At 55.9% G+C, this 25100-nt stretch carries 28 protein-coding genes; 18 read left to right on the top strand and 10 right to left on the bottom strand.

Features of this window, described 5'->3' with window-relative positions; all coding sequences use genetic code 11:
• The first annotated feature begins 56 nt into the window (after nt 1–56).
• A complete protein-coding gene (add, locus tag AC4IC4_RS09935; protein ID WP_023292620.1) occupies nt 57–1058 on the top strand; it encodes an adenosine deaminase in 1002 nt (333 codons plus the stop codon).
• A 60-nt stretch (nt 1059–1118) separates the two neighbouring features.
• Here add and AC4IC4_RS09930 read toward each other — a convergent pair whose 3' ends face one another.
• On the bottom strand, nt 1119–2159 hold the full coding sequence (locus tag AC4IC4_RS09930; RefSeq protein WP_491472635.1) for an oxidoreductase: 1041 nt from the start codon (nt 2157–2159) through the stop codon (nt 1119–1121).
• A gap of 243 nt (nt 2160–2402) precedes the next feature.
• Between AC4IC4_RS09930 and blr the strand changes: the two genes are divergently transcribed.
• The 12 genes from blr (at nt 2403) to gstA (ending at nt 12568) form a co-directional block, all read left to right on the top strand.
• On the top strand, nt 2403–2528 hold the full coding sequence (blr, locus tag AC4IC4_RS09925; RefSeq protein WP_169814161.1) for a division septum protein Blr: 126 nt from the start codon (nt 2403–2405) through the stop codon (nt 2526–2528).
• A 231-nt stretch (nt 2529–2759) separates the two neighbouring features.
• Nucleotides 2760–2975, top strand: a complete 216-nt coding sequence (ydgT, locus tag AC4IC4_RS09920) for a transcription modulator YdgT (protein WP_013096896.1) — start codon at nt 2760–2762, stop codon at nt 2973–2975.
• An 86-nt stretch (nt 2976–3061) separates the two neighbouring features.
• Complete coding sequence (locus AC4IC4_RS09915; RefSeq protein WP_024909347.1) at nt 3062–3502, top strand: DUF2569 domain-containing protein; 441 nt, start codon at nt 3062–3064, stop codon at nt 3500–3502.
• Nucleotides 3503–3578: 76 nt separating this feature from the next.
• Nucleotides 3579–4160, top strand: coding sequence for an electron transport complex subunit RsxA (gene rsxA, locus AC4IC4_RS09910; protein WP_008500564.1), 582 nt, complete (start codon nt 3579–3581; stop codon nt 4158–4160).
• The gene (gene rsxB / locus AC4IC4_RS09905) at nt 4160–4738 is read left to right on the top strand and encodes an electron transport complex subunit RsxB (protein WP_491472634.1); all 579 of its coding nucleotides are present in this window, start codon (nt 4160–4162) and stop codon (nt 4736–4738) included. The genes rsxA and rsxB overlap by 1 nt, the downstream gene beginning before the upstream one ends.
• Nucleotides 4731–6752 (top strand): electron transport complex subunit RsxC, encoded by a 2022-nt coding sequence (rsxC, locus tag AC4IC4_RS09900; RefSeq protein ID WP_417927269.1) that lies wholly within the window; start codon nt 4731–4733, stop codon nt 6750–6752. Before rsxB ends, rsxC begins: the two co-directional genes overlap by 8 nt.
• A complete protein-coding gene (rsxD, locus tag AC4IC4_RS09895) occupies nt 6753–7805 on the top strand; it encodes an electron transport complex subunit RsxD (RefSeq protein ID WP_491472633.1) in 1053 nt (350 codons plus the stop codon).
• A gap of 10 nt (nt 7806–7815) precedes the next feature.
• On the top strand, nt 7816–8436 hold the full coding sequence (gene rsxG / locus AC4IC4_RS09890) for an electron transport complex subunit RsxG (RefSeq protein ID WP_032651034.1): 621 nt from the start codon (nt 7816–7818) through the stop codon (nt 8434–8436).
• A 2-nt stretch (nt 8437–8438) separates the two neighbouring features.
• Nucleotides 8439–9125: an electron transport complex subunit E gene (locus tag AC4IC4_RS09885; RefSeq protein WP_023617347.1), complete on the top strand. Its 687-nt coding sequence runs from the start codon at nt 8439–8441 to the stop codon at nt 9123–9125.
• Nucleotides 9122–9757, top strand: a complete 636-nt coding sequence (gene nth / locus AC4IC4_RS09880) for an endonuclease III (RefSeq protein ID WP_008500570.1) — start codon at nt 9122–9124, stop codon at nt 9755–9757. Before AC4IC4_RS09885 ends, nth begins: the two co-directional genes overlap by 4 nt.
• Nucleotides 9758–10348: 591 nt before the next feature.
• Nucleotides 10349–11857, top strand: a complete 1509-nt coding sequence (gene dtpA / locus AC4IC4_RS09875; RefSeq protein ID WP_024909352.1) for a dipeptide/tripeptide permease DtpA — start codon at nt 10349–10351, stop codon at nt 11855–11857.
• 105 nt (nt 11858–11962) lie between these two features.
• A complete protein-coding gene (gstA, locus tag AC4IC4_RS09870) occupies nt 11963–12568 on the top strand; it encodes a glutathione transferase GstA (protein WP_061715411.1) in 606 nt (201 codons plus the stop codon).
• A gap of 90 nt (nt 12569–12658) precedes the next feature.
• Here gstA and pdxY read toward each other — a convergent pair whose 3' ends face one another.
• The 5 genes from pdxY to anmK form a co-directional block, all read right to left on the bottom strand.
• A complete protein-coding gene (pdxY, locus tag AC4IC4_RS09865) occupies nt 12659–13519 on the bottom strand; it encodes a pyridoxal kinase PdxY (protein ID WP_420278158.1) in 861 nt (286 codons plus the stop codon).
• Nucleotides 13520–13585: 66 nt separating this feature from the next.
• A complete protein-coding gene (gene tyrS / locus AC4IC4_RS09860) occupies nt 13586–14860 on the bottom strand; it encodes a tyrosine--tRNA ligase (RefSeq protein ID WP_023335449.1) in 1275 nt (424 codons plus the stop codon).
• A gap of 125 nt (nt 14861–14985) precedes the next feature.
• Nucleotides 14986–15642, bottom strand: a complete 657-nt coding sequence (pdxH, locus tag AC4IC4_RS09855; RefSeq protein WP_028017303.1) for a pyridoxamine 5'-phosphate oxidase — start codon at nt 15640–15642, stop codon at nt 14986–14988.
• A 57-nt stretch (nt 15643–15699) separates the two neighbouring features.
• Entirely contained in the window at nt 15700–16023 is a 324-nt protein-coding gene (gene mliC, locus AC4IC4_RS09850; RefSeq protein ID WP_024909356.1) for a C-type lysozyme inhibitor, read from the bottom strand.
• A gap of 93 nt (nt 16024–16116) precedes the next feature.
• Nucleotides 16117–17241: an anhydro-N-acetylmuramic acid kinase gene (gene anmK / locus AC4IC4_RS09845; protein WP_491472632.1), complete on the bottom strand. Its 1125-nt coding sequence runs from the start codon at nt 17239–17241 to the stop codon at nt 16117–16119.
• Between the two features lie 255 nt (nt 17242–17496).
• Between anmK and slyB the strand changes: the two genes are divergently transcribed.
• Entirely contained in the window at nt 17497–17964 is a 468-nt protein-coding gene (gene slyB, locus AC4IC4_RS09840; RefSeq protein WP_008500578.1) for an outer membrane lipoprotein SlyB, read from the top strand.
• 196 nt (nt 17965–18160) lie between these two features.
• Nucleotides 18161–19522, top strand: a complete 1362-nt coding sequence (locus AC4IC4_RS09835; RefSeq protein ID WP_157189018.1) for a sensor domain-containing diguanylate cyclase — start codon at nt 18161–18163, stop codon at nt 19520–19522.
• A gap of 35 nt (nt 19523–19557) precedes the next feature.
• On the opposite strand, the gene slyA is transcribed toward AC4IC4_RS09835, so the two are convergent.
• Complete coding sequence (gene slyA, locus AC4IC4_RS09830; protein ID WP_032651029.1) at nt 19558–19998, bottom strand: transcriptional regulator SlyA; 441 nt, start codon at nt 19996–19998, stop codon at nt 19558–19560.
• 186 nt (nt 19999–20184) lie between these two features.
• Between slyA and AC4IC4_RS09825 the strand changes: the two genes are divergently transcribed.
• From AC4IC4_RS09825 to AC4IC4_RS09815, 3 genes are read left to right on the top strand one after another with little or no spacing between them, the layout of a single operon-like run.
• Nucleotides 20185–20421: a DUF1656 domain-containing protein gene (locus AC4IC4_RS09825; RefSeq protein WP_024909360.1), complete on the top strand. Its 237-nt coding sequence runs from the start codon at nt 20185–20187 to the stop codon at nt 20419–20421.
• A gap of 2 nt (nt 20422–20423) precedes the next feature.
• The gene (locus AC4IC4_RS09820; RefSeq protein ID WP_491472631.1) at nt 20424–21284 is read left to right on the top strand and encodes an efflux RND transporter periplasmic adaptor subunit; all 861 of its coding nucleotides are present in this window, start codon (nt 20424–20426) and stop codon (nt 21282–21284) included.
• On the top strand, nt 21284–23317 hold the full coding sequence (locus tag AC4IC4_RS09815; protein ID WP_491472630.1) for an FUSC family protein: 2034 nt from the start codon (nt 21284–21286) through the stop codon (nt 23315–23317). The genes AC4IC4_RS09820 and AC4IC4_RS09815 overlap by 1 nt, the downstream gene beginning before the upstream one ends.
• Here AC4IC4_RS09815 and sodC read toward each other — a convergent pair.
• The 3 genes from sodC to AC4IC4_RS09800 form a co-directional block, all read right to left on the bottom strand.
• Nucleotides 23296–23814, bottom strand: coding sequence for a superoxide dismutase [Cu-Zn] SodC (gene sodC / locus AC4IC4_RS09810; protein WP_032651026.1), 519 nt, complete (start codon nt 23812–23814; stop codon nt 23296–23298). The two genes, AC4IC4_RS09815 and sodC, sit on opposite strands and share 22 nt — an antisense overlap.
• 81 nt (nt 23815–23895) lie before the next feature.
• Nucleotides 23896–24792: an aldo/keto reductase gene (locus AC4IC4_RS09805; protein ID WP_491472629.1), complete on the bottom strand. Its 897-nt coding sequence runs from the start codon at nt 24790–24792 to the stop codon at nt 23896–23898.
• Between the two features lie 48 nt (nt 24793–24840).
• Nucleotides 24841–25080, bottom strand: a complete 240-nt coding sequence (locus AC4IC4_RS09800; RefSeq protein ID WP_008500587.1) for a DUF1289 domain-containing protein — start codon at nt 25078–25080, stop codon at nt 24841–24843.
• Nucleotides 25081–25100: the final 20 nt, after the last annotated feature.

Below are 25100 nucleotides of genomic sequence, written 5' to 3'. Positions count from 1 at the left end.
TTTACCCCGTTTTGTTTTTATAATATGGCGCACTTTAACCAGAAAAGAGTGCGACCATGATTGATACACGCCTGCCTTTAACTGATATTCATCGTCACCTTGACGGTAACATTCGTGCCCAAACCATCCTCGATCTTGGCCGCCAGTTCAATTTAACGCTTCCTGCTCAGACCCTTGAGTCCTTGATCCCTCACGTACAGGTGACCTCTAATGAACCGGACCTGGTCAGCTTCCTGAGCAAACTCGACTGGGGCGTGAAGATGCTGGCGTCGCTGGATGCCTGCCGCCGCGTGGCGTTTGAGAACATCGAAGATGCAGCCCGCAACGGCCTGCACTACGTCGAGCTGCGCTTCTCGCCGGGCTATATGGCGATGACCCACAACCTGCCCGTTGCAGGCGTGGTGGAAGCCGTCATTGAAGGTGTGCGCGAAGGGTGTAAAACCTTCGACGTTCAGGCTCGGCTGATCGGCATCATGAGCCGTACGTTCGGTGAAGCCGCCTGCCTGCAGGAGCTGGAAGCGCTGCTGGCCCATCGCGATGCCATCACCGCCGTCGACCTCGCCGGCGACGAGCTGGGCTTCCCGGGCAGCCTGTTCCTCTCCCACTTCAACCGCGCGCGCGATGCCGGCTGGCACATTACCGTCCATGCGGGTGAAGCGGCTGGCCCGGAAAGCATCTGGCAGGCCATCCGCGAGCTGGGCGCCGAGCGTATCGGTCACGGCGTGAAGGCGGTCGAAGATCGCGCCCTGATGGATTTCCTGGCGGAGCAGCGTATCGGGATTGAGTCGTGCCTGACGTCTAACATTCAGACCAGCACCGTGGCGACGCTGGCGCATCACCCGCTAAAAACGTTCCTCGAGCACGGCGTGCTGGCCTCGCTGAACACTGACGACCCGGCGGTTCAGGGCGTGGATATTATCCACGAGTACAACATCGCCGCACCGCAGGCGGGTCTGAGCCGCGAGCAGATCCGTCAGGCGCAGATCAACGGGCTGGAAATTGCCTTCCTGACGCCTGCTGAGAAGCAGGCGCTGCGGGATAAGGTGGCAACCGCGTAAACCCTTTTGCCGGGTGGCGGCTACGCCTTACCCGGCCTACAACTACAAAATATTAAAAAATTATGCCAGACAGAGCGTCGCGCGATGTTTGGCAGATTCGATGCCCAACTCAATCAGCTCCATAATCTGAATCGCCTGGCTGGCCGGAACCGGATTTTCTCCCGTGCCGTTCAGCGCATCGCGGATAGCGGCATAATACGCCGGATAATTCCCCGGTATCGTCAGCAAGGTCTCCTCGACCAGCTCCTCGCCTTCGACCCGCGTTACCACGCCGTCGCGCATATCATAGCCCCAGTCTTCCTGCGGCAGACGTTCACCGTTTTTAAGCCTGTCTTCCTGCGGATCGAGACCAAACTTCACGTAGCTCCCGCGCGTACCGTGAATGATATAGCGGGCCGATTCTGCGGCAGCGACCATCGTGCCGTGCAGCACAATTCGCCGCTGCGGGTAACTGAGCACCGCGTGGAAGTAATCGGTTGTCTGCGCGCCGGGCCTGAGCTGGGCGAGATCGACCGTCATGCTCACCGGCAGACCAAAAAGATTGACGACCTGATCCAGCAGATGCGGGGCTAAATCGTACCAGATGCCGCTGCCCGGACCGGCCTGTTCGCGCCAGCGGTTTCTCACCTGCGGACGAAAGCGGTCAAAGTGCGATTCAAAAAAGAGGATCTCCCCTAGCGTGCCTTCACTGAGAAGCCTTTTTACCGTCAGAAAGTCGCTGTCCCAGCGGCGGTTATGGAACACCGACATCAGCCTGCCCAGACTCCTTGCCAGCGCATCCAGCTCGCGTGCCTGTGACAGCGTCACGGTGAAGGGCTTATCGACCACTACGTGCTTACCGGCTTCCAGCGCGGCCTTTGCCAGCGGAAAGTGGGTGTCGTTCGGCGTGGGGATGACGATTAAATCAATATTCGGATCGTTGAAAAGGTGTTTAGGTTCAGAGACAACCGGCACGGAAGGCCAGTCGACATGGACTTTAGCGGCATCGCTGCTGGATACCGCCGCCAGCACCATCCCCGGCGTCCCGGCTATCAGAGGCGCATGAAACGTTTTGCTCGCGTACCCGTAGCCGATAAGCCCGACGCGGATATTATCACTCATAGTGCCATCCTCTTTTATGACGTTCTTATTTCACACTGGCTAACCTGGCATGAGCACAGATTAATAATGTGCCCTATGACTTAAAATAGCAGGTTGTACGGGTTGTTTTTGTTACATAGTATTAACCTACTGATTTTGTTTAAGGGAACCGTTCCCAAAGCGCTTGCCGTCAGGGAGACGTCACTGTAACATTTGCGCCCTGTCTTTATGGATAAAGTACAATTACGCATTATGACGTCAATTATTAATCGAATCATTGAATTAGCGGGATGGATTGTCCTTGGAGTTTCGGTCATTTTGCTGGGCGTCGCCAGCCATATCGATAACTACCAGCCGCCGGAGCCTGTCACCATCGCCCAACCCAAGTAACCGGTTACTGCAATAAAGAGTGACATAATATGTCAGTTTCGTATTGCCAGCCCTGGTGAACACGGTTAACCTTCTCTTCCAGGCATCGTCTGATGCCTTAATTTCAGCAAAGAAAACTCCTAATTTCGTCGCGTTACCTGAGTGGGCTGTTTACGTCTTTATTAATCCGTTTATTATTCGACCGAATTACCTTAACTGGTATTACTCACTTTTATATGGAAACTTATTAATATGACAGTTCAGGACTATTTATTAAAATTTCGCAAGATCAATTCGCTTGAGAGCCTGGAAAAACTGTTTGACCATCTGAACTACACCCTGTCGGATAATCAGGACATCATTAATATGTATCGCGCCGCAGACCATCGCCGCGCGGAGCTGGTTTCCGGTGGTCGTTTGTTCAACGTCGGTGAAGTGCCTAAGTCTGTATGGCGTTACGTTTTATAAGAAAGTAGCCATCCGCGCGAAATGTTATATACTCTCCGCCCTGCAAACTGGCTGTACAACATTTCGCGCAGATTATGGGAGAGTTCATGACCGCAACGCCTGGAGAACGCATTGGAGGCTGGTTAATCGCCCCACTGGCATGGCTGCTGGTTGCCTTATTAAGCGCATCGCTTGCGCTGCTGCTGTATACCACCGCACTGATTACCCCTCACGCCATCCAGACCCTGATGTCGCAAAGCGTGCTGAATATTGCTTTGTGGTTTGTGTCGTTCGTTTTCGCGATTGGAATGTGGTACTACACGCTGTGGCTGACCATCGCCTTCTTTAAGCGCCGCAAGAGTGTGCCTAAGCACTACATTATCTGGCTGCTGATTTCGGTCCTGCTGGCGGTGAAAGCGTTTGCCTTTTCGCCCGTATCAGACGCGCTGGCCGTTCGTCAGCTGCTATTCCCGTTGCTGGCTGCGGCGCTGCTGGTGCCCTATTTCAAACGTTCGACGCGGGTGAAAAACACCTTCGTGAACCCGTAATAACCCTACAGATAACCTGTTGTCGCCTGCGTCGGTTTGTCCGATAATAGGCGGCTTTTTTATTTCAGGCTAAATAATGACCGATTACTTACTGCTCTTTGTCGGCACCGTGCTGGTTAACAACTTCGTTCTGGTGAAGTTCCTTGGCCTGTGTCCGTTTATGGGCGTTTCCAAAAAGCTGGAAACAGCAATGGGTATGGGGCTGGCGACGACCTTCGTGATGACGCTGGCGTCCATCTGCGCGTGGTGGATCGATACCTGGATCCTCATCCCGCTGGGATTAACCTATCTTCGTACGCTGGCCTTTATTCTGGTTATCGCGGTGGTGGTGCAATTTACCGAAATGGTGGTGCGTAAAACCAGCCCGGCGCTTTATCGCCTGCTGGGTATCTTCCTGCCGCTGATCACCACCAACTGTGCGGTTCTCGGCGTAGCGCTGCTGAACATCAACCTTGGCCATAACTTTATGCAGTCGGCGCTGTATGGTTTCTCTGCGGCAGTCGGTTTCTCTCTGGTGATGGTGCTGTTCGCCTCCATTCGCGAGCGCCTGGCAGCAGCGGATATCCCTGCGCCCTTCCGCGGTAACGCGATTGCGCTGGTGACCGCAGGTTTAATGTCTCTGGCCTTTATGGGCTTTAGTGGTCTGGTGAAGTTGTAATGAATGCTATCTGGATTGCCATCGCCTCTATCAGCGTTCTGGGGTTGGTGTTTGGCCTTATCCTGGGCTACGCCTCCCGCCGTTTTGCGGTAGAGGACGATCCCGTTGTAGAAAAAATTGATGAGCTTCTGCCACAAAGCCAGTGCGGGCAGTGCGGCTACCCCGGCTGCCGCCCTTATGCCGAAGCGGTAGGGGTTCAGGGTGAAAAAATTAACCGCTGTGCGCCCGGTGGCGAAGCGGTGATGTTGAAAATTGCGGCCCTGCTTAACGTTGACCCGCAGCCTGTTGACGGCGATGCGGACGTGCAGGAGTCGGTCCGCGCGCTGGCCGTGATCGACGAAGCCAACTGTATCGGCTGCACCAAATGTATTCAGGCCTGCCCGGTTGACGCCATTGTGGGCGCAACCCGCGCCATGCACACCGTCGTGGCGGACCTGTGCACCGGCTGTAACCTCTGCGTAGCCCCCTGCCCGACGCAATGTATCGAGCTGCGCCCGGTTGAAACGACTACCGAAAGCTGGAAGTGGGATCTTCAAGCCATTCCGGTTCGCAATATTCCTGTGGAACAACATGCTTAAGTTATTTTCTGCTTTCAGAAAAGAGAAGATTTGGGACTTTGACGGCGGTATTCATCCACCGGAGATGAAAACCCAGTCTAACGGCACGCCGCTGCGTCAAATTCCGCTGGCGACCCGTTTCGTTATGCCGCTCAAGCAGCACATCGGCGCGGAGGGTGAGCTGTGCGTGAAAGAAGGTGATACCGTCCTTCGCGGTCAGCCGCTGACCTTTGGTCGCGGACGTATGCTGCCGGTGCACGCCCCCACCTCCGGTAAGGTGGTCGCTATCGCCCCTCATACGGTGGCTCATCCGTCCGCGCTCTCAGAGCTGAGCGTGATTATTGAAGCCGACGGCGAAGACCGCTGGATTGACCGTGACGGCTGGAGCGATTACCGCGCCCACAGTCGCGAAGCGCTTATCGAGCGCATTCATCAGTTCGGCGTTGCTGGTCTGGGTGGTGCAGGCTTCCCGACCGGTGTCAAACTCCGCGGCGGTGGTGATAACATTCAGACGTTGATTATTAACGCCGCCGAGTGCGAGCCGTATATCACCGCCGATGATCGTCTGATGCAGGACTGCGCCGCCCAGGTGGTGGAAGGTATCCGCATCCTCGCGCACATTCTGCAGCCGCGGGAAGTGCTGATCGGTATCGAAGACAATAAACCGCAGGCTATTTCAATGCTGCGCGCCGTGCTGGCGGGCAGTCACGATATTAGCCTGCGCGTTATCCCGACCAAGTACCCTTCCGGCGGCGCAAAACAGCTGACGCAAATTCTCACCGGCAAGCAGGTCCCGCATGGCGGACGCTCTTCGGATATCGGCGTGCTGATGCAAAACGTCGGCACCGCTTACGCCGTGAAGCGCGCGGTGATTGACGGCGAACCGTTAACCGAGCGCGTGGTGACGCTGACCGGGGAATCAATTTCTCGTCCGGGCAACGTCTGGGCGCGTCTGGGTACGCCGGTGCGTCATCTGCTGGAACAGGCTGAGTTTTGCCCGGGCAGCGACCAGATGGTGATCATGGGCGGCCCGCTGATGGGCTTTACCCTGCCGTGGCTGGACGTTCCGGTAGTGAAAATCACCAACTGTCTGCTCGCGCCTTCTCCGACCGAAATGGGCGAGGAGCAGGAAGAGAAAGGCTGCATCCGCTGCAGCGCCTGCGCCGACGCCTGCCCGGCGGATCTGCTGCCGCAGCAGCTCTACTGGTACAGCAAAGGCCAGCTGCACGACAAGGCGAAAGCCCATAACCTGGCCGACTGCATTGAATGCGGTGCCTGCGCCTGGGTATGCCCTAGCAACATTCCTCTGGTGCAGTATTTCCGCCAGGAGAAGGCTGAAATTTATGCCATCTCCATGGAAGAAAAACGCGCGGCAGAAGCCAAAGCGCGCTTCGAAGCGCGCCAGGCGCGACTGGAACGCGAAAAAATCGCCCGTCAGGAGCGCCATAAGCAGGCCGCCGTTCAGCCTGCCGAGAAAGATCAGGATGCGATTAACGCCGCACTGGCGCGCGTTCGCGAGAAAAAAGCCACTGCGGCGCAGCCTGTGGTGATCCCGGCTGGCGAGAAGCCGGACAACAGCGAAGCGATTGCCGCGCGTGAAGCACGTAAGGCCGCAGCGCGCGCCCGTCAGGCTGAAAAAGCGCAAACGGTCCAGGCAGAGGCGGAGATCGACCCGCGTAAAGCCGCCGTTGAGGCAGCGATTGCCCGGGCCAAAGCCCGCAAAGCCGGTGAGCAAAATGTAGTGGTCGAGCAGGAAGCCGTCGACCCTCGCAAAGCGGCCGTCGAAGCGGCGATTGCCCGTGCTAAAGCGCGCAAAACGGCGCAGCAGACACAAACCGCAGAACCCGAAGCGCCGGTCGACCCGCGTAAAGCCGCCGTCGAAGCGGCAATTGCCCGCGCTAAAGCCCGTAAAGCGGCGCAGCAGGATGAGCAACCGCAGGCCGCCAACGATGACCCGCGTAAGGCCGCCGTCGCCGCCGCCATTGCGCGCGTTCAGGCGAAGAAAGCCGCACAGCAAGCAGTTAACGAGGATTAAATGGTTTTCAGAATCGCAAGCTCCCCTTACACCCACAATCAGCGCCAGACATCGCGCATCATGATGCTGGTCTGCCTGGCGGCGCTGCCGGGCATTGCCGTTCAGTGCTGGTTTTTCGGCTGGGGAACCCTGTTCCAGATAATCCTGGGCTGCGCCAGCGCCCTGGCGGCGGAAGCGCTTGTCCTTAAGCTGCGCAAGGCGGCTGTCTCGCGCATTCTTGCCGATAACTCCGCGCTGTTGACCGGCCTGCTGCTGGCCATCAGTATCCCACCGTTCGCCCCATGGTGGATGGTGGTCCTGGGTACCGTGTTTGCGGTGATCATTGCCAAACAGCTGTACGGCGGGCTCGGCCATAACCCGTTCAACCCGGCGATGATTGGCTACGTGGTGCTGCTGATCTCCTTCCCGGTACAGATGACCAGCTGGCTGCCTCCGCATGAGATTGCGGCCACGGTTCCGGGCTTTATGGATGCCCTGCACGTGATCTTTACCGGCCATACGGCGCTCGGTGCGGATATGAACGCGCTGCGCATAGGCGTGGACGGTATCAGCCAGGCGACGCCTCTCGATACCTTTAAAACATCCCTGCATGCCGGGCACAGCGTTGAGCAGATCATGAAATCCGCGATCTACAGCGGCATGCTGGCGGGTGCAGGCTGGCAGTGGGTCAACCTGGCGTATCTGCTGGGCGGCCTGTTCCTGCTGCAGCAGAAAGCCATCCGCTGGCATATTCCGGTCAGCTTCCTCGTGACGCTGGCGGTTTGCGCCACGCTGGGCTGGGTCTTCTCGCCTGAATCACTGGCCAGCCCGCAGATGCATTTGCTCTCCGGTGCGACCATGCTGGGTGCCTTCTTTATCCTGACGGATCCGGTGACGGCGTCCACGACTAACCGTGGACGTCTGATCTTCGGCGCGCTGGCGGGCCTGCTGGTATGGCTCATCCGCAGCTTTGGCGGCTACCCGGACGGCGTGGCCTTTGCCGTCCTGCTTGCCAACATAACCGTTCCGCTCATCGACTATTACACGCGTCCACGCGTGTACGGTCATCGCTAAGGGTTTCGCCATGTTAAAAACGATGCAAAAACACGGCGTCACGCTGGCTGTCTTCGCCGCGGTCCTGACGGGGCTGACAGCACTGGTTAATGCGCTGACCAAAACGACCATCGAAGAACAGGCCTCGAAGCAGCAAAAGGCGCTGTTCGATCAGGTGATCCCGTCCGATTTCTACGATAATGACCTGCAAAAAAGCTGCTTTGTGGTAGACGCGCCGCAGCTTGGGAAAGGCCCGCACCGCCTCTTTATCGCCCGCAAAGGGGATAAACCGGTCGGCGCAGTGATGGAAGCGACGGCGCCTGACGGCTATTCCGGCGCCATTCAGCTGCTTGTGGGCAGCGATTTCTCCGGCACCATACTGGGCACCCGCGTGACGGAGCACCATGAGACGCCGGGTCTTGGCGATAAAATTGAAACCCGTCTGAGCGACTGGATTTTGCACTTTGCCGGTAAAGTGATCCATGGCGAAGGTGACACCGCGTTTGCAGTGAAGAAAGATGGCGGCGAGTTCGACCAGTTCACCGGGGCGACCATCACCCCACGTGCGGTGGTGAATGCCGTAAAACGAGCCGGGCTGTATGCTGAAACGCTGCCCGCGCAAATCAACAATCTTCCGGCCTGTGAGGAGTAATCATGAGCCAGGTTAAAGAGGTTATTGTCCAGGGGTTGTGGAAGAACAACTCCGCGCTGGTACAGCTTCTGGGCATGTGCCCACTGCTGGCGGTAACGTCCACCGCCACCAACGCGCTCGGTCTGGGTCTGGCAACCACGCTGGTATTGACCCTGACCAACCTCTCCATCTCTGCCCTGCGCCGCTGGACGCCGTCGGAAATTCGTATTCCGATTTACGTCATGATCATTGCGTCGGTGGTCAGTATCGTTCAGATGCTGATTAACGCCTACGCGTTTGGCCTGTACCAGTCGCTCGGGATCTTTATTCCCCTTATCGTCACCAACTGTATCGTTGTCGGGCGCGCGGAAGCCTTCGCGGTGAAAAACAGCCCCGCCATGTCGGCGCTGGATGGGTTTTCCATTGGCATGGGTGCCACATGCGCCATGTTCGTGCTGGGCTCGCTGCGCGAGATCCTCGGTAACGGTACGCTGTTTGACGGCGCAGATGCGCTGCTCGGCGGCTGGGCCAAAGCGCTGCGCGTTGAAGTGTTCCACACCGATACGCCATTCCTGCTGGCGATGCTGCCGCCCGGCGCGTTTATTGGCCTTGGCATGATGCTGGCGATAAAATACCTGATTGATGAAAAACGTAAGCGCCGCGCGGCTGAGCGTAGCGTTCTGGAAGGGACACCCGAGAAGGCTTCATGAATAAAGAAAAGCGCATTGCGATCCTGACCCGTCTGCGGGACGAGAACCCGCACCCGACGACGGAGCTGAATTTTACCTCCCCGTTTGAGCTGCTGATCGCGGTGTTGCTTTCTGCACAGGCGACCGACGTGAGCGTCAATAAAGCCACTGCCCTGCTCTATCCGGTCGCCAATACGCCGAAGGCCATGCTGGAGCTGGGCGTGGAAGGCGTGAAGTCGTATATCAAAACCATCGGCCTGTTTAACAGCAAAGCCGAGAACGTCATCAAGACCTGCCGGATCCTGCTGGAACAGCACGGAGGCGAAGTACCGGAGGACCGCGCTGCGCTGGAAGCCTTACCGGGCGTGGGGCGTAAGACCGCAAACGTGGTGCTTAACACTGCGTTTGGCTGGCCCACTATCGCCGTGGATACGCATATATTTCGCGTGTCTAACCGGACCAACTTCGCGCCAGGCAAAAACGTCGAGCAGGTCGAAGAGAAGCTGCTGAAAGTGGTTCCGGCAGAATTTAAGGTGGATTGCCATCACTGGCTGATTCTGCACGGCCGATATACCTGTATTGCCCGCAAGCCTCGCTGCGGCTCCTGCATTATTGAAGATCTCTGCGAATACAAAGAAAAAGTGTATCCCTGACCACCCCAATCCCATATTAAAGGAAGGGCTATCGAATGCTCTTCTTTTGGCCGTTACTTGTCCGTCTTTCGCTTACTCTGACCTGTCACTTGTTCGGTTGTTTAACGCTCAAACAGGTTAATACTTTTTTCATAGCCAAAAATTTCTATACATCTGTGATCGCGATCACCCTGATAACTTCATGTTGAATTTTTGTTGTCAAAATCGGCCTAAACCCTTTGTCTGACAACATACTCACCTCCTGTAACCGAAGATAAGACCAGCTATTTTTCAGAATATGGGCTATATCACTGCGTAAAGCGACGAATAGCAGAACATATCGCCAAAAGCCGATCCGGACGGGTCATTACCAGTCGAAAAAACTACCTTTACTCATCGTATGAAATTTAACGCTGAATAACATTTGCATGAACCAACGATTATACCACTCCAGATATATGTAACAGATTATTACAAACGTATTGCCAGACGGGGCAGGATAGTGAACATTACCCGCCGTTTCTCCTCCCAATATAACTATAAGGCGTATGGACTACGGCCATCACGCTATGAACACCCCCATTAATATGGGATGTAAAAAAAGAGGTATATGTGTCTACTGCAAACAATAAACCAACAGATGAAAGCGTGAGTCTTAACGCTTTTAAACAACCTAAAGCGTTCTATCTCATCTTCTCTATCGAGTTATGGGAGCGTTTTGGTTATTACGGCCTGCAAGGGATCATGGCGGTTTACCTGGTAAAACAGCTGGGTATGTCCGAAGCCGATTCCATCACGCTGTTCTCTTCCTTCAGTGCTCTGGTGTACGGTCTGGTCGCGATTGGCGGCTGGCTGGGCGATAAAGTCCTCGGGACTAAACGCGTCATCATGCTGGGCGCCATTGTCCTGGCGATTGGCTATGGTCTGGTTGCATGGTCAGGGCATGATGCCGCTGTCGTGTATATGGGTATGGCGACGATTGCCGTCGGTAATGGTCTGTTCAAAGCGAACCCGTCCTCTCTGCTTTCGACCTGCTACAACAAAGACGATCCGCGCCTGGACGGTGCATTTACCATGTACTACATGTCCATCAACATCGGTTCGTTCTTCTCTATGCTGGCAACTCCATGGCTCGCGGCGAAATTCGGCTGGAGCGTGGCATTTGCACTGAGCTTCGTGGGTATGTTGATCACCGTGGTGAACTTCCTGTTCTGCCGCAGCTGGGTCAAAGACTACGGTTCAAAACCTGACTTCGAGCCTGTGCATATGGGCAAACTGCTGGCCACCATCGTGGGCGTTGTTGTCCTCGCGGCCATCGCCACCTGGCTGCTGCACAACCAGGGTATCGCACGTGCCGTTCTGGGCGTGGTTGCGCTGGGTATCGTGGTCATCTTTGCAAAAGAAGCATTCGCCATGCAGGGTGCGGCCCGTCGCAAGATGATTGTGGCGTTCATTCTGATGCTGGAAGCGATTATCTTCTTCGTGCTGTACAGCCAGATGCCAACTTCACTGAACTTCTTCGCCATCCGTAACGTAGAGCACTCCATTCTGGGTATCGCGTTTGAACCTGAGCAGTTCCAGGCACTGAACCCGTTCTGGATCATGATTGGTTCCCCAATTCTGGCTGCTATCTATAACAAGATGGGTGACCGTCTGCCGATGCCGCACAAGTTTGCGCTGGGTATGGTGCTGTGTTCTGGTGCCTTCCTGGTACTGCCACTGGGTACCAAATTTGCGTCCGACGCAGGTATCGTTTCCGTTAACTGGCTGATCCTGAGCTACGCGCTGCAGTCTATCGGCGAGCTGATGATCTCCGGCCTGGGACTGGCCATGGTTGCGCAGCTGGTTCCTCAGCGTCTGATGGGCTTCATCATGGGTAGCTGGTTCCTGACCACTGCCGGTGCGGCAATCATCGCGGGTAAGATTGCTAACCTTATGGCTGTTCCGGAAAATGTAACCGATCCACTGCTTTCCCTGAACGTCTACGGTACCGTGTTCATGCAGATTGGTATCGCGACTGCGGTAATTGCCGCTCTGATGCTGCTGACAGCGCCGAAACTGAACCGTATGACTCAGGACGACGACAAGACCGCTAAAGCGACAAACACCGCTACCGCCTGATTTCCGTGAGAAACGACTGACCAGAAGCCGCTAATGCATTAGCGGCTTTTTTTTTATCCGTTTGCGCACTAACATAGCTGAAACCTCAGCAAAAAGGAGTTACCGATGAAACTGTTCTACAAACCGGGTGCGTGCTCTCTTGCTTCCCATATCACCCTGCGCGAGAGCGGCAAAGATTTCACGCTGGATGGCGTTGACCTGATGAAAAAACGTCTGGAAAACGGCGATGATTTTCTTGCCATCAACCCGAAAGGACAAGTTCCGGCGCTCTTGCTGGACGACGGTACTCTGCTGACTGAAGGCGTGGCGATTATGCAGTTCCTGGCCGATAGCGTACCCGATCGCCATCTGCTGGCGCCGGTCAGTACCATTTCGCGTTATAAGACGCTGGAATGGCTAAACTACATTGCCACCGAGCTGCACAAAGGCTTTACCCCCCTGTTCCGCCCGGATACGCCGGAAGAGTTCAAACCGACCCTGCGCGCCCTTCTTGAGAAAAAGTTGCAGTATGTTAACGCGTCGCTGAAAGACGATCAGTGGATTGCAGGTTCGCGCTTCACGATTGCCGACGCATACCTGTTCACCGTGCTGCGCTGGGCGCGCGCGGTTAAGCTTAACCTGGAAGGGTTAGACCATATTGCAGCGTATATGAAACGCGTGGCAGAGCGTCCTGCGGTGGCTGCAGCGCTGAAAGCGGAAGGGTTGAATTAACCGAGCAGACTGTGTTGCCGGGTGGCGCTGACGCTTACCCGGCCTACGAATTCCGTAGGCCCGTGCAAGCGCAGCGCCGCCGGGCGGTGTTTAAAGCTGGGTTGCGCTGAAATAGTGCTCCGGCTTCGCGATACGATCCTGTGCCGCGACCACTTGCAGTTCATATTCCTGCATCTCTTTCGTCGCAATCATGATTTCGTACACCGCCGCAGTAACATGCTCGAGCGCGTCGCGCATTGTCGCCCCTTGCAGTAATTTCACCAGCAGCAGACCGCTGGTGACATCTCCGACCCCAACCGGCTGGCGCTGGCCAAAATCCACCAGCGGACGGCTGATATGCCAGGCATCCTCTTTCGTCACCAGCAGCATCTCAAAACGGTCCTGGCTCATCGCTGCGCGCGCAAGGTGTTTTACCAGCACAACGTCAGGCCCCAGCGCGATAAGCTCGCGGGACGCGCTTACGGCCTCTTCTACGCTGTTAACCGGACGCTCGCAGAGAATTTCGAGTTCGACCAGGTTTGGCGCAATGATATCGCTGGCGGGCAGCGCGTGACGGACGTGAAACTCTGCAACGCCTGGCGCCACGATGCAGCCTTTCTCCGGATGGCCCATGACGGGGTCGCAGAAGTATTTTGCCGACGGGTTTGCGGCTTTCACCTGGCGCACGATACCGAGGATATGCTCCCCCTGCTCCGCTGAGCCGAGGTAACCGCTCAGCACGGCGTCACAGCGTTTGAGCTGGTCGATATCGGCAATACCCTGCACAACCTCAGTGAGATGCGAAGGCGGCATCACGCAGCCGGTCCATTTGCCGTATTGCGTGTGGTTAGAGAATTGCACGGTATTAAGGGGCCAGACGTTGACGCCGAGGCGACGCATCGGGAATTCCGCGGCGCTATTGCCCGCGTGTCCAAAAACAACGTGGGACTGAATGGCGAGGATGTTCTTCATTTTTTTCTTACCAAACCCTGAAAAAACAAAAGGGGCGTGGTTTCCCACGCCCCTGAAGACTGTTAATTACTTCCAGCAGACAAGGCAGTAATTTTTCTTGCCGCGACGCAGCAGCGTGTAGCGACCATACAGACGATCGCCGTCAACGAAGGTGTATTCCGGGTCGGCCTGCTTCTCACCGTTGATGGTGATAGCGTTAGACGCGATGGTTTTACGCGCCTGACCGCGGGAAGGCTGGAGCTCGGAGTCCACCAGCGCCTGCATCAGGTCAGCCCCTTTTTCCATCTCAACCATCGGCACACCGTCCTGCGCCAGCTGTTCGAAGTCCGCTTCGCTCAAATCGCTCAGGGTACCGTTGAACAGGCTTGCGGTAATGCGTTTTGCCGCGGCCAGACCTTCTTCACCGTGAACCAGTTTGGTCACTTCGTCCGCCAGCACGTACTGAGCGCGCGGTGCTTTACCGCTGTTCTTGTCTTCTTCTTCCAGCGCGTTGATCTCTTCAATGTCCATAAAGGTGAAGAACTTCAGGAAGCGGTAAACATCGGCATCCGCCGTGTTGATCCAGAACTGGTAGAACTTGTACGGGCTGGTTTTCTTCGGATCGAGCCACACCGCGCCGCCTTCGGTTTTACCGAATTTGGTGCCGTCGGCTTTGGTGATCAGCGGAACAGTCAGACCAAAGACCTGATTCTGGTGCAGGCGACGGGTCAGGTCGATACCGGAGGTGATGTTACCCCACTGATCGGAACCGCCAATCTGCAGGGAAACGCCGTGCAGTTTGTTCAGGCAGGCAAAGTCATACCCCTGCAGCAGGTTGTAGGAGAACTCGGTAAAGGAGATACCCTGGTCGTCGCGGTTCAGACGCTGCTTCACGGCCTCTTTGTTAATCATCTGGTTAACAGAGAAGTGCTTGCCGATATCACGCAGGAAGGTCAGCACGTTCATGCTGCCAAACCAGTCGTAGTTGTTCGCGGCAATGGCGGCATTATCACCACAGTTGAAGTCGAGGAACGGTGCAACCTGTTTGCGGATCTTATCTACCCACTCCTGCACGGTATCTTCGGTATTCAGTTTACGCTCAGCGGCTTTAAAGCTTGGGTCACCAATCAGACCGGTCGCGCCACCCACCAGGGCAACAGGCTTATGGCCCGCCATCTGGAAGCGTTTCAGGCATAACAATGGAACAAGATGCCCCAAATGCAAGCTGTCAGCGGTGGGATCGAAGCCGCAATAGAGCGCGATCGGGCCTTGCGCCAGTCGCTCTGCTAACGCTTCCTCATCCGTCACCTGGGCCACGAGGCCCCGCTCTTGCAATTGTTTAATCAAGTTACTGCTTGCCATCAAATTCTCCATGTATAAACGACTGCACCTTTGCCGGTACACGACTTTTCGCCTGATGCGAAAGGACCATAGAATAAAGCGCAAGCGCGGTGTGCGCTAGCGCTTAAATCAACAAATTTCGGGGATTACGGTGCCAGTCTGTCGATTTTCCAGCCGCCATTGTCGCGCTGGTATAAAAAGCGGTCGTGCAGGCGGTGTTCGCCCCCCTGCCAGAACTCCATCTGCTCAATCGGGATACGGAAACCGCCCCAGAAACTTGGCAGGGGAATTTCACCCTGCTGGAACTTCTGCTTCAGCTCCAGGAATTTACTTTCCAGCACGCCGCGGGCGGAAATTCGGCTGGATTGTTTTGATACCCAGGCGCCAATCTGGCTGTCACGCGGGCGGCTGTGGAAATACTTCACCACTTCCAGCGTCGAGAGACGTTCCGCTTTGCCGGTGACCATCACCTGACGCTCCAGCATATGCCACGGGAACAGCAGGCTGATACGCGGATTGTTTTCCAGATGGTGCGCTTTGCGGCTGCCGAGGTTGGTGTAGAACACCAGTCCTTTCTCGTCATAATGCTTGAGCAATACGATGCGCTGATACGGTTGACCGTTTTCATCCACCGTCGCGACGACCATGGCCGTGGGGTCGGCCAGTTTCGCTTCGCAGGCCTGTTTCAGCCAGCGTTCAAAAAGCACGAGGGGTTCAGCGGGAAGATCCTGGCGACGCAGGCCGCCTTTGGTGTATTCACGGCGCAGATGCGCAATTTGCTGCAGTTCGTCGTTATCTGACATGGCGTTAGCTGACATTGAGAGTAGGTGGCGCTATTGTGCGCCGCCCCTGTAAAAATCTCAACGCTTCGGGTTTTCGAGCTGGCAATTGTTCAGCACAATACGGTCGCGTTTGTAGACCGTGGCGCTGTCGCCTTTCGACCAGAAGACGTAGATACCGTCGGAGTAACGTGCGCCGGAGGCCGACATACCCTGCTTCAGCGTCAGCAATTTATTGTCGTAAACAAAGCTGGCCTCCTGACGTGGATTATTCAGCTTCACGGTCAACGGTTTTTCGTCGCAGCGATACTCCAGCGTGTCGGTCTGCATGCGCTCAAGGAACTGGTTATAGACGCTGCATCCTGACAGCAACAAAGGGGCGGCAATAAGAAGAAGTTTTTTCATGGGCGTATTCCGAAGACTTTCCTGGTCCTGGAGGGCATGGCTGCCCCCCTGTTTCGTTCCATTCTAACGACGACGCGCCGCGCTGAATTTCAGTTAACTCTGATTATGACGAGGATTGGCCGGGAAAATCGCCCCAAGGACGCTCGCTTCACGCGCACCGGTTACCGACGGCAAGTTGCCCGGCAGTCCGGCAATGGTGCGCCAGGCGAGCCAGGCGAAGGCCAGCGCCTCCATATCATCACCGCTGATGCCGGCCTCATCGGTCGTGGTCACTTCGGTACCCGGCAGCAGCCCGGCAAGACGCGCCATCACCAGCGGGTTGCGGCTTCCTCCGCCGCACACCAGCAGGCGCTCACATCCACCGCTGAGCAGAACCTGTTCGGAGATCGACACGGCCGTGAGCTCGGCAAGCGTCGCCTGGACATCCTGCGGCGCAAGCGCCGGGAATGGCGCCAGCTGACGCTCAAGCCAGCCCAGGTTGAAGTATTCACGCCCCGTGCTCTTAGGGGCCGGCAGAGCAAAATAAGGATCGCTTAGCATCGACTGCAGCAGCGGTAGAATCACTTTCCCCCCGCTCGCCCACTCCGCGTTTTTATCATACGCTTGGCCGCACTGACGCCAGATCCAGGCATCCATTAACATATTGCCCGGTCCGGTATCGTAGCCGCGGACCGGCTGTCCCGGGATAAGCATCGACAGATTGGCGATCCCACCAATGTTGAGCACCATGCGCCGCTCTGAAGGGTGCGCCAGTAACGCCTGATGGAACGCGGGCACCAGCGGCGCGCCCTGTCCGCCAAGGGCGATATCGCGACGACGGAAATCGCCTACTACCGTCACGCCCGTCTTCGCCACAATCTGGTTGTTATCGCCGATTTGCAGAGTATGCGGGGCCTCTCCGATGGGCTCATGCCAGACCGTTTGTCCGTGACACCCGATGGCCACCACATCCTGCGGGCGAAGATGTTCTTTTTGCATCAAAGCCTGCACCGCATCCGCAAACAGCGCCCCCAGGCGAACATCAAGTTGTCCAAGCTGGGAAAGGGTCAGCTGCTGCCCCTGACAGATACTCAGAATATCCTCTTTCAGTGAAATGGGGATTGGCCAGGTCAGGCTCGCCTGCTGTGCCACCATATTTTCGTCAATGGCGGCCAGAACGACATCTACCCCATCCAGACTGGTGCCTGACATCACACCAATGTAGCGACCCGATTTCATGCGCTTTCCTTACGTTGCGTGGGCTAAGGATATCCACTCAACCATAAACGGCGCCGCTTTGCCATCCGGCAATAATATTTTTTAACAATGTCAGACGGGTAACACAGGCGGACCCTGTTTATGTCTCGTTAAGTCAAATTCAAGTACAATTTTCCTATTGTTAATGCAAAGATATGAACTATGGCTCCTTATGCCATATAATTTAGCCATAACGGATGCCCTCAATCGGGCGTTTTTGGTGAACAGGAGATTCAAATGATTTTACGTGTACTGGGCGTTTCGCTGATTGGTTTAACTCTGGCTGGCTGTGTGAATGACAGTTCACTTTCTGGCGACGTTTACAGCGCTTCTGAAGCGAAACAGGTTCAGAACGTGACTTACGGTACCGTTGTTAACGCACGCCCTGTACAGATTCAGGGTGGCGATGAAAACAACGTGATGGGCGCAATTGGCGGTGCCGTCCTGGGTGGTTTCCTGGGTAATACCGTCGGCGGCGGCACGGGTCGCTCTCTGGCAACAGCCGCAGGTGCCGTTGCGGGTGGCGTAGCCGGCCAGGGCGTTCAGGGTGCGATGAACAAAACTCAGGGCGTAGAGCTGGAAATCCGTAAAGACGACGGCAGCACGATCATGGTTGTTCAGAAACAGGGCAGCACTCGCTTCTCTGCAGGCCAGCGCGTTGTGCTGGCGAGCAACGGAAGCCAGGTGACCGTTTCCCCACGTTAATTAAAAGTGGATGTGGTCCTCGGGCCACATCCATTTACAATATATATCACTCTCACAAATATAATTACAAAATACATTCACCTCATCAATTATTAATCACGCCTTATATTGTTTCTGCGCAAAGTATTTATTGCACTAATTGATTAGACTCTTCGCAACTACCTTCTCTTTATTCATTATAATTTGTAAAAATTCTATGCTTGCGAATCGTCGCGCTCTAACGAGCCGTTATATTACGTTCTGTCTCGGTTGCCTTGTTGTTATCGGGATATTACACGCGCTGTTTTTAAAACTCGTTGAATGGGTTCCGTCCTTTTCACCGCTTTTATTCCCTACGCTCACCATTTTTCTTCTGGTGTTTCACCTGTTTATTGCCTGTTTTATGGCGATGAAATACTGGTGTGACAAAAGACGGTTGTATCTGGTCGCAATCGCCTTTGCCTTTGCCGGGTCCGCACTGCTGATGGTCGGAACGCTGACCAGCTTCCCCGCCTGGCTGGATCTCTATCAGTTCAACGTCGTGAACTACAACGATGCGATGATCTACTATATGTTCCGCCACTTTTTAATGGCGGTGCTGTTTATCGTGGCAGCAATACTCTATCCCATGCGCGATTACCCTCTTTCACGGCTGGCGCATATCTCAATTGTGAGCGGCGCGTCTCTTTTTACCGCCTGTGCAGTGGGACTGGCCTGGATATATTCCAGCCACTCGCCCTTGTTATCCATTGACCTGGTTGATAATGAAACCCGGCAGTTTATGGTCCTCTGGAGCCATTGCATTAATATATCTTTAATTGTTTTCTGGGTGATAACATTAGTAGCGCTGATGTTTGTCACGCGCGTGCGCAATTTATTCTGGGTAGGCGGAAATTTTCTTTGCGTTTGCTATATCGTCACGCTTTCAATGCTGTTAGCGGGTGGACATGCCGAAGATATCTCCTGGTACCGCGCCCGGTTATTTGAAACTGTCGCCACGCTGCTGATTATTTTTGTTCTGCTTTACGATGTCTTCAGACTGTATCGCGACTCGCACGTAAAATATCAGCAGTCCTATCAGAACTCGATCCGCGACCCGCTCACACGCCTTTATAACCGCAGCTATTTTTATGAATCGTTAAACCAGGCGCTGGATATCGCCAGACCCAATCGCCCCGTTTCCGTCATCGTCAGCGATCTCGATCGCTTCAAGCGTATTAACGACACCTACGGACATCTCCAGGGCGATAAAGTCCTGCAGTTTGTCGCCAACCTGCTAATGGATTCCGTGCGCCCGCAGGACATCGCGGCCCGTATCGGCGGTGAGGAGTTTGTGCTGATGCTGGCCAACACGTCGTCAGACTCCGCGTACCAGGTGGCCGAGCGCATACGCCTGAAGCTAAGCAGCTTTGATAAAACCAGCAGCGGCGGTCAGTTGCCGGAGCCCATCACCATCAGTATGGGGGTGTTTACGGCAACGTCATCAACGATAACCGCAGAAACGTGCGTGGAAAGTGCCGACAAGGCGATGTATGAAGCGAAGGAGACGGGTCGTAACCGTGTGGTCGTCTTTAAGTAAAAAAAGGCCTTGCTGCTGCAAGGCCTTAGTGTTTGTCAGTCTCGCGACTGCAGTTCATGGATGTTTTGCTCAAGGCGCCCAATGAGGCTGATGAGCATTTCCAGCTCCGCCGGTGAAACACCAGACAGGATTTCACCGCGCGTCCTGGTAATCACGGCTTCCATTTCCGTGATGATAGGCGCCGCTTTTTCGGTGAGTTTAATCCGTTTCGCACGACGATCGCTCGCGCAGGTTTGCCGCGAGATCAACCCCTTTTCTTCCAGCTGGTCAAGCGTGCGCACCAGCGACGGTTGCTCAATGCCTATCGCTTTTGCCAGTTGAATTTGCGACTGATCGGGCGGCAGCTGATGAATGTTGTGCAGCGTGACCCAATGCGTCTGTGTGAGTTCCAGAGGTTTCAGGCGATGGTCAATCAGAGCACGCCAGACGCGTACCAACCTTGCCAGATCAGAACCTAATGGCGATTCCAATTTCATCTCCTTATAATTAGCTTGCTAAGTTATTATACTGATTTTAGAATAGTGTGCAGCATTTGTATTGCCAAAACAAATGCAATACTGCATTCATCGAACTTAAAAGTATGACTTACACTGAATTGTGATGCTTCATCATACTATGACAAGCCAACGCGGCATTCTGTTCACTGCAAAGGATTTCTGCCCGTGACGTTTTTTCATCGCTCAGAGGGGTTACCCCTACAGGATCTGATCTTCGGTGCGTCAGTCTACTTTCCCCCCTTGTTTAAGGCCGTGCTGGTGGGCTTTATTCTCTGGCTCATCGCGCATCGTCTGCTTCGCGACTGGATGTATTCCGGCGAAATCTGGCATCCCATGCTGATGGATCTTTCCCTGTTTGCCCTCTCCGTATGTCTGGGCCTTGCTGTCTTGATGGTGTGGTGACTATGCCTCTGAAAACGCTGAAATACTTTTCCACCCTGTTTGTCCTCGCCCTCGCGCTGGTTGCGGGCTGGTGGATGTGGAATTTTTATATGCAGTCGCCCTGGACGCGTGACGGCAAAGTTCGCGCTGAACAGGTCAGCATCACCCCTCAGGTGTCAGGAAGTATCACGACGCTACTGGTTAAGGATAACCAGTTCGTCAAAAAGGGAGATGTTTTATTCCGAATTGACGACACCCCGTACCACATTGCGATTCTGAACGCCGAGGCGCAGCTGGCGAAAGCCCAGTCTGACCTGGCAAAGGCCAACAACGAGGCCAACCGCCGCCGTCACCTGTCGCAAAACTACATCTCAGCGGAAGATTTAGACACCGCGAATATCAACGTTAAGGCCATGCAGGCGAGCGTCAACGTGGCGGAGGCGACGCTGAAGCAGGCGCAGTGGCAACTGACCCAAACCGTGATTACGGCACCGGTCGATGGATGGGTGACCAACCTCTCCGCCCGCGTGGGTAACTACGCCACTACCGGCCAGCCGGTTTTTGCCCTCGTCGACAGCCACTCCTTCTACGTCGTGGGCTATTTTGAAGAGACCAAGCTTCGCCATATTCGCGAGGGATCCCCCGCCGCGATTACGCTTTACAGCGGCTCGAGAAAGTTACAGGGTCACGTATCCAGCATTGGCCGCGCCATTTACGATCAAAGCGTTGAAACGGATTCCGGCCTGGTGCCGGACATTAAGCCGAACGTACCCTGGGTGCGCCTGGCCCAGCGCGTTCCGGTTCGCGTAGAATTTGACCGTTTACCGCAGGACATTACCCTGGTCTCCGGCACCACCTGCACCGTCTCCATCGGAAACCGGTGATGAAGCTGCCGGCACTCTCCTGGCACAACACCCCGTGGATGAAAGCGACGCGTCCCCAGTGGCGCTACGCGCTGCGTAACGGCATTGCCATGTGCCTGGCGCTGACCGTCGCCTACTACCTGAACCTGGATGAACCCTACTGGGCGATGACGTCTGCCGCAGTGGTGAGTTTTCCTACGGTCGGCGGGGTGATCAGTAAGAGTCTTGGACGCATCGCCGGCAGCCTGCTGGGTGCCACGGCGGCGTTAATTATCGCCGGCCATACGCTGAACGATCCGTGGCTGTTCCTGCTGAGCATGGCGGCGTGGCTGGGGTGCTGTACCTGGGCCTGCGCCCATTTTACCAATAACGTCGCCTACGCTTTCCAGCTGGCGGGCTATACCGCCGCCATTATCGCCTTCCCGGTCGTCAACGTACTCGACACCACCGAGCTGTGGGACATCGCGCAGGCGCGCGTCTGCGAAGTCATTGTCGGGATCCTCAGCGGCGGCTTCATGATGATGATCCTCCCCAGCACCTCCGACGGCACCGCGCTCATCACCGCCCTCAAGACCATGCACACCCGGCTGCTTGAGCACGCGAGCCTGCTGTGGCAACCGGATACCAGCGATGAGATCCGCCTCGCGCATGAAAAGGTGATCGGGCAGATCCTGACCATGAATCTATTGCGTATTCAGGCGTTCTGGAGCCACTACCGCTTTCGTCGTCAGAACACCCTGCTAAATTATTTACTGCACCAGCAGCTGCGTATGACCAGCGCCATCTCCAGCCTGCGCCGGATGCTGCTCAACTGGCCGACGCCGCCGGAAAACACCCGTGCCGTCATCGAAACGCTGCTCGCGGCCCTTGCGCGCCCGGATGCGGACATCTACACCGTTGCGAAGATCATCGCCCCGCTCGCCCCGGTTGATGAATACGACTATCGCCATCGCGCCTTCTGGCAGCGTCTGAATTACTTTTGCCGACTGTACCTGCGCAGCAGCCGCTGGATTAACGCGGTTGAGAATGCCACGCCGGTCACGGAGTTCAACGTGCCCGGGAGCCCGGCTCTCGCCCGCCATACCGACTACCTCGAAGCGCTGTGGAGCGGTTTTCGCACCTTCTGCGCGCTGATGTTGGTGGGGGCGTGGAGCATCACCACGCAGTGGGAGTCCGGTACGGCGGCCCTGACGCTTGCCGCCATCAGCTGCGTGCTTTACTCCGTCGCGGCCTCGCCGTTCAACTCGCTGACGCTGCTGCTGCGCACCCTGGTGCTGCTGTCATTGTTCAGTTTTGTGGTGAAGTTTAGCCTGATGGTGCAGATAAGCGATCTGTGGCAGTTCCTGCTGTTTTTGTTTCCCCTGTTAACCACCATGCAGCTTCTTAAGCTGCAAATGCCAAAACAGGCGGGCCTCTGGGGACAGCTGATTGTCTTTATGGGCTCGTTTATCTCCGTGACCAATCCGCCGGCTTACGATTACGCCGATTTTCTCAATGACAACCTGGCGAAAATCCTTGGCGTGGGGCTGGCATGGCTGGCTTTCGCGGTATTGCGTCCCGGCTCCGATGCCCGCAAGAGCCGCAGGCATATCCGGGAGTTACGCCGGGGGTTTGTAGACCAGCTCAGCCGTAAACCGCATCTGGGTGAAAACGAGTATGAATCGCTGGTGTATCACCACGTCAGCCAGCTGAATAACAGCCAGGACGCGCTGTCCCGACGCTGGCTGCTGCGCTGGGGCGTGGTGCTATTGAACTGCTCGCACGTGGTCTGGCAGCTTCGTGCGTGGGAAACGCGTTCCGATCCACTGTCGCAGGTTCGTGATGTGTGTATTTCCCTGCTGCGCGATGTAATGAGCGAGCGCGGTGTCCAGCAGCGGCCGCTGGCAGCCACGCTAAATGAACTGCAGCGGATCTGCGATACGCTTGCACGACATCATCTGCCCGCAGCCCGTGATTTGGCCTCGATAATCTGGCGGCTGCACTGCTCGCTGTCGCAGCTGGAGCAGGCCCCACCGCCGGGAACGATTGGGGATCAGATCACGCCGCAGGCATAGCGTGCCCCGCCGCCGCCAAGCGGTTTAGGTTGATCGGACATATTGTCGCCGCCAACATGGATCATCAGCGCTTTGCCTTTGACTTCATCCAGCTTTTTCAGACGCGGCGCGACAACGGGATCGGTGGCTTTACCGTCGTTATTGACCACCAGCACGGGCAGATCGCCTAAATGCCCCATTCCATCCGGGCCTTCATGCTTGCCAGTATGCTGCGGATCGAGGTGACCCCCTGCCGCTTCTGCTGCCGACGCTTTGCCCTCTTTTAATGCGGGCTGACAGCTGCCTTTGGCGTGAACATGGAAACCATGCTCACCGGGAGGGAGTGCTTTGAGGTTGGGAGCGAACTCCAGCCCTTTGTCGGTTTCCGTGATTTTCACCGTACCGATGGACTGACCCACACCCTGAGAGGTGACGAGATTCATTTCCACTTCGTCGCTGGCTGCCTGCGCCCCTGCGCAAACAACCAGCGTGACCATTGCCAGAGCAAAACGCTTCATAATGACCTCCGCGGGTTATTTTTTGCCCCTTAAGTGTATACCAGAGGCAAAGATTTCACCGGAAAGTCACCTTCTGGCGGTTTATGGCACGTCGTAGCCCAGCGCGGCTTTGCGGATGCGGAACCACTGCTGGCGGGTCATCTGCAGCTCTTCAGCGGCCAGCGCAGATCGCACGCGTTCAATCTTGCCGGAACCGATAATGGGCAGCGGTTTTGACGGCAGACACAGGATCCACGCGTAAACCACCTGCTCGATGCTCTCCGCGTTCAGCTCGCGGGCGATGGTTTCAAGCTCGTTGCGCAGCGGCTGGAATTCATCATCATTAAACAGGCGTCCGCCACCCAGGCACGACCAGGCCATCGGGCGAATGCGCAGCTGTTGCAGCTGGTCGAGCGTGCCATCCAGCAGCAGCGGCTGGTGTACCGGGGAGATCTCAACCTGGTTGGTAGCGAGGGTAAACGGCAGACGAGACTGAAGTAGCGCAAACTGTGCCGGGGTAAAGTTGGAAACGCCAAAGTGACGCACTTTCCCACTCTGATGCAGGTTCAGGAAGGCTTCCGCCACCTCATCGGCATCCATCAGCGGATCCGGACGGTGGATTAACAGCAGGTCGATACGATCGGTCGCCAGATTGACCAGCGACTGCTCGGCGCTCTTGATGATATGCGCGCTGTCGGTGATGTAATGACCGAGGGCGTGTTCTGGTTTTGCCGTGGTGGCAATTCCACACTTCGTGACGATCTCCATGCGATCGCGCAGTGCCGGGACCAGCTTGAGCGCCTCGCCGAACGCGGCCTCGCACTGATAACCGCCGTAAATATCCGCATGGTCGACCGTGGTGACGCCCAGATCGATATGCTCTTCAATAAAGCTCGCCAGCTGGAGGGGGGACATATTCCAGTCCATCAGGCGCCAGTAGCCCATCACAAAACGGGAGAATTCTGGCCCCTGGGGGGCAAGGGTAATTCGCTGAACCATAACATTTTCCTCAAGGACGTGATGTCATGAGTATACGCAATTACCGTGTTAAAAAAGTGAAGGTTGCTGGGGTTCTTCGGTCTCACCGGCTTTGTTTGCGCGTATTTTGCGCAGAAGACGCTGACGGCAGAGGCGTAATACCTCCTGCTTCTGCGTGTCGCTAAAGTTTTGCCAGTTAAAACGCTCATCGCGGGTACGCATGCACCCGCGGCAATATCCGCGTTCATCCACCTGACAAATCCCCCGGCACGGGCTCTGGATGGGGAAAAACTCCAGCTGCTCTGCCACACTCACCTCCAGATAACCAC

Source organism: Enterobacter sp. Taxon_2, from assembly GCF_058355295.1.
This window is presented reverse-complemented; position numbering and strand designations above follow the sequence as displayed.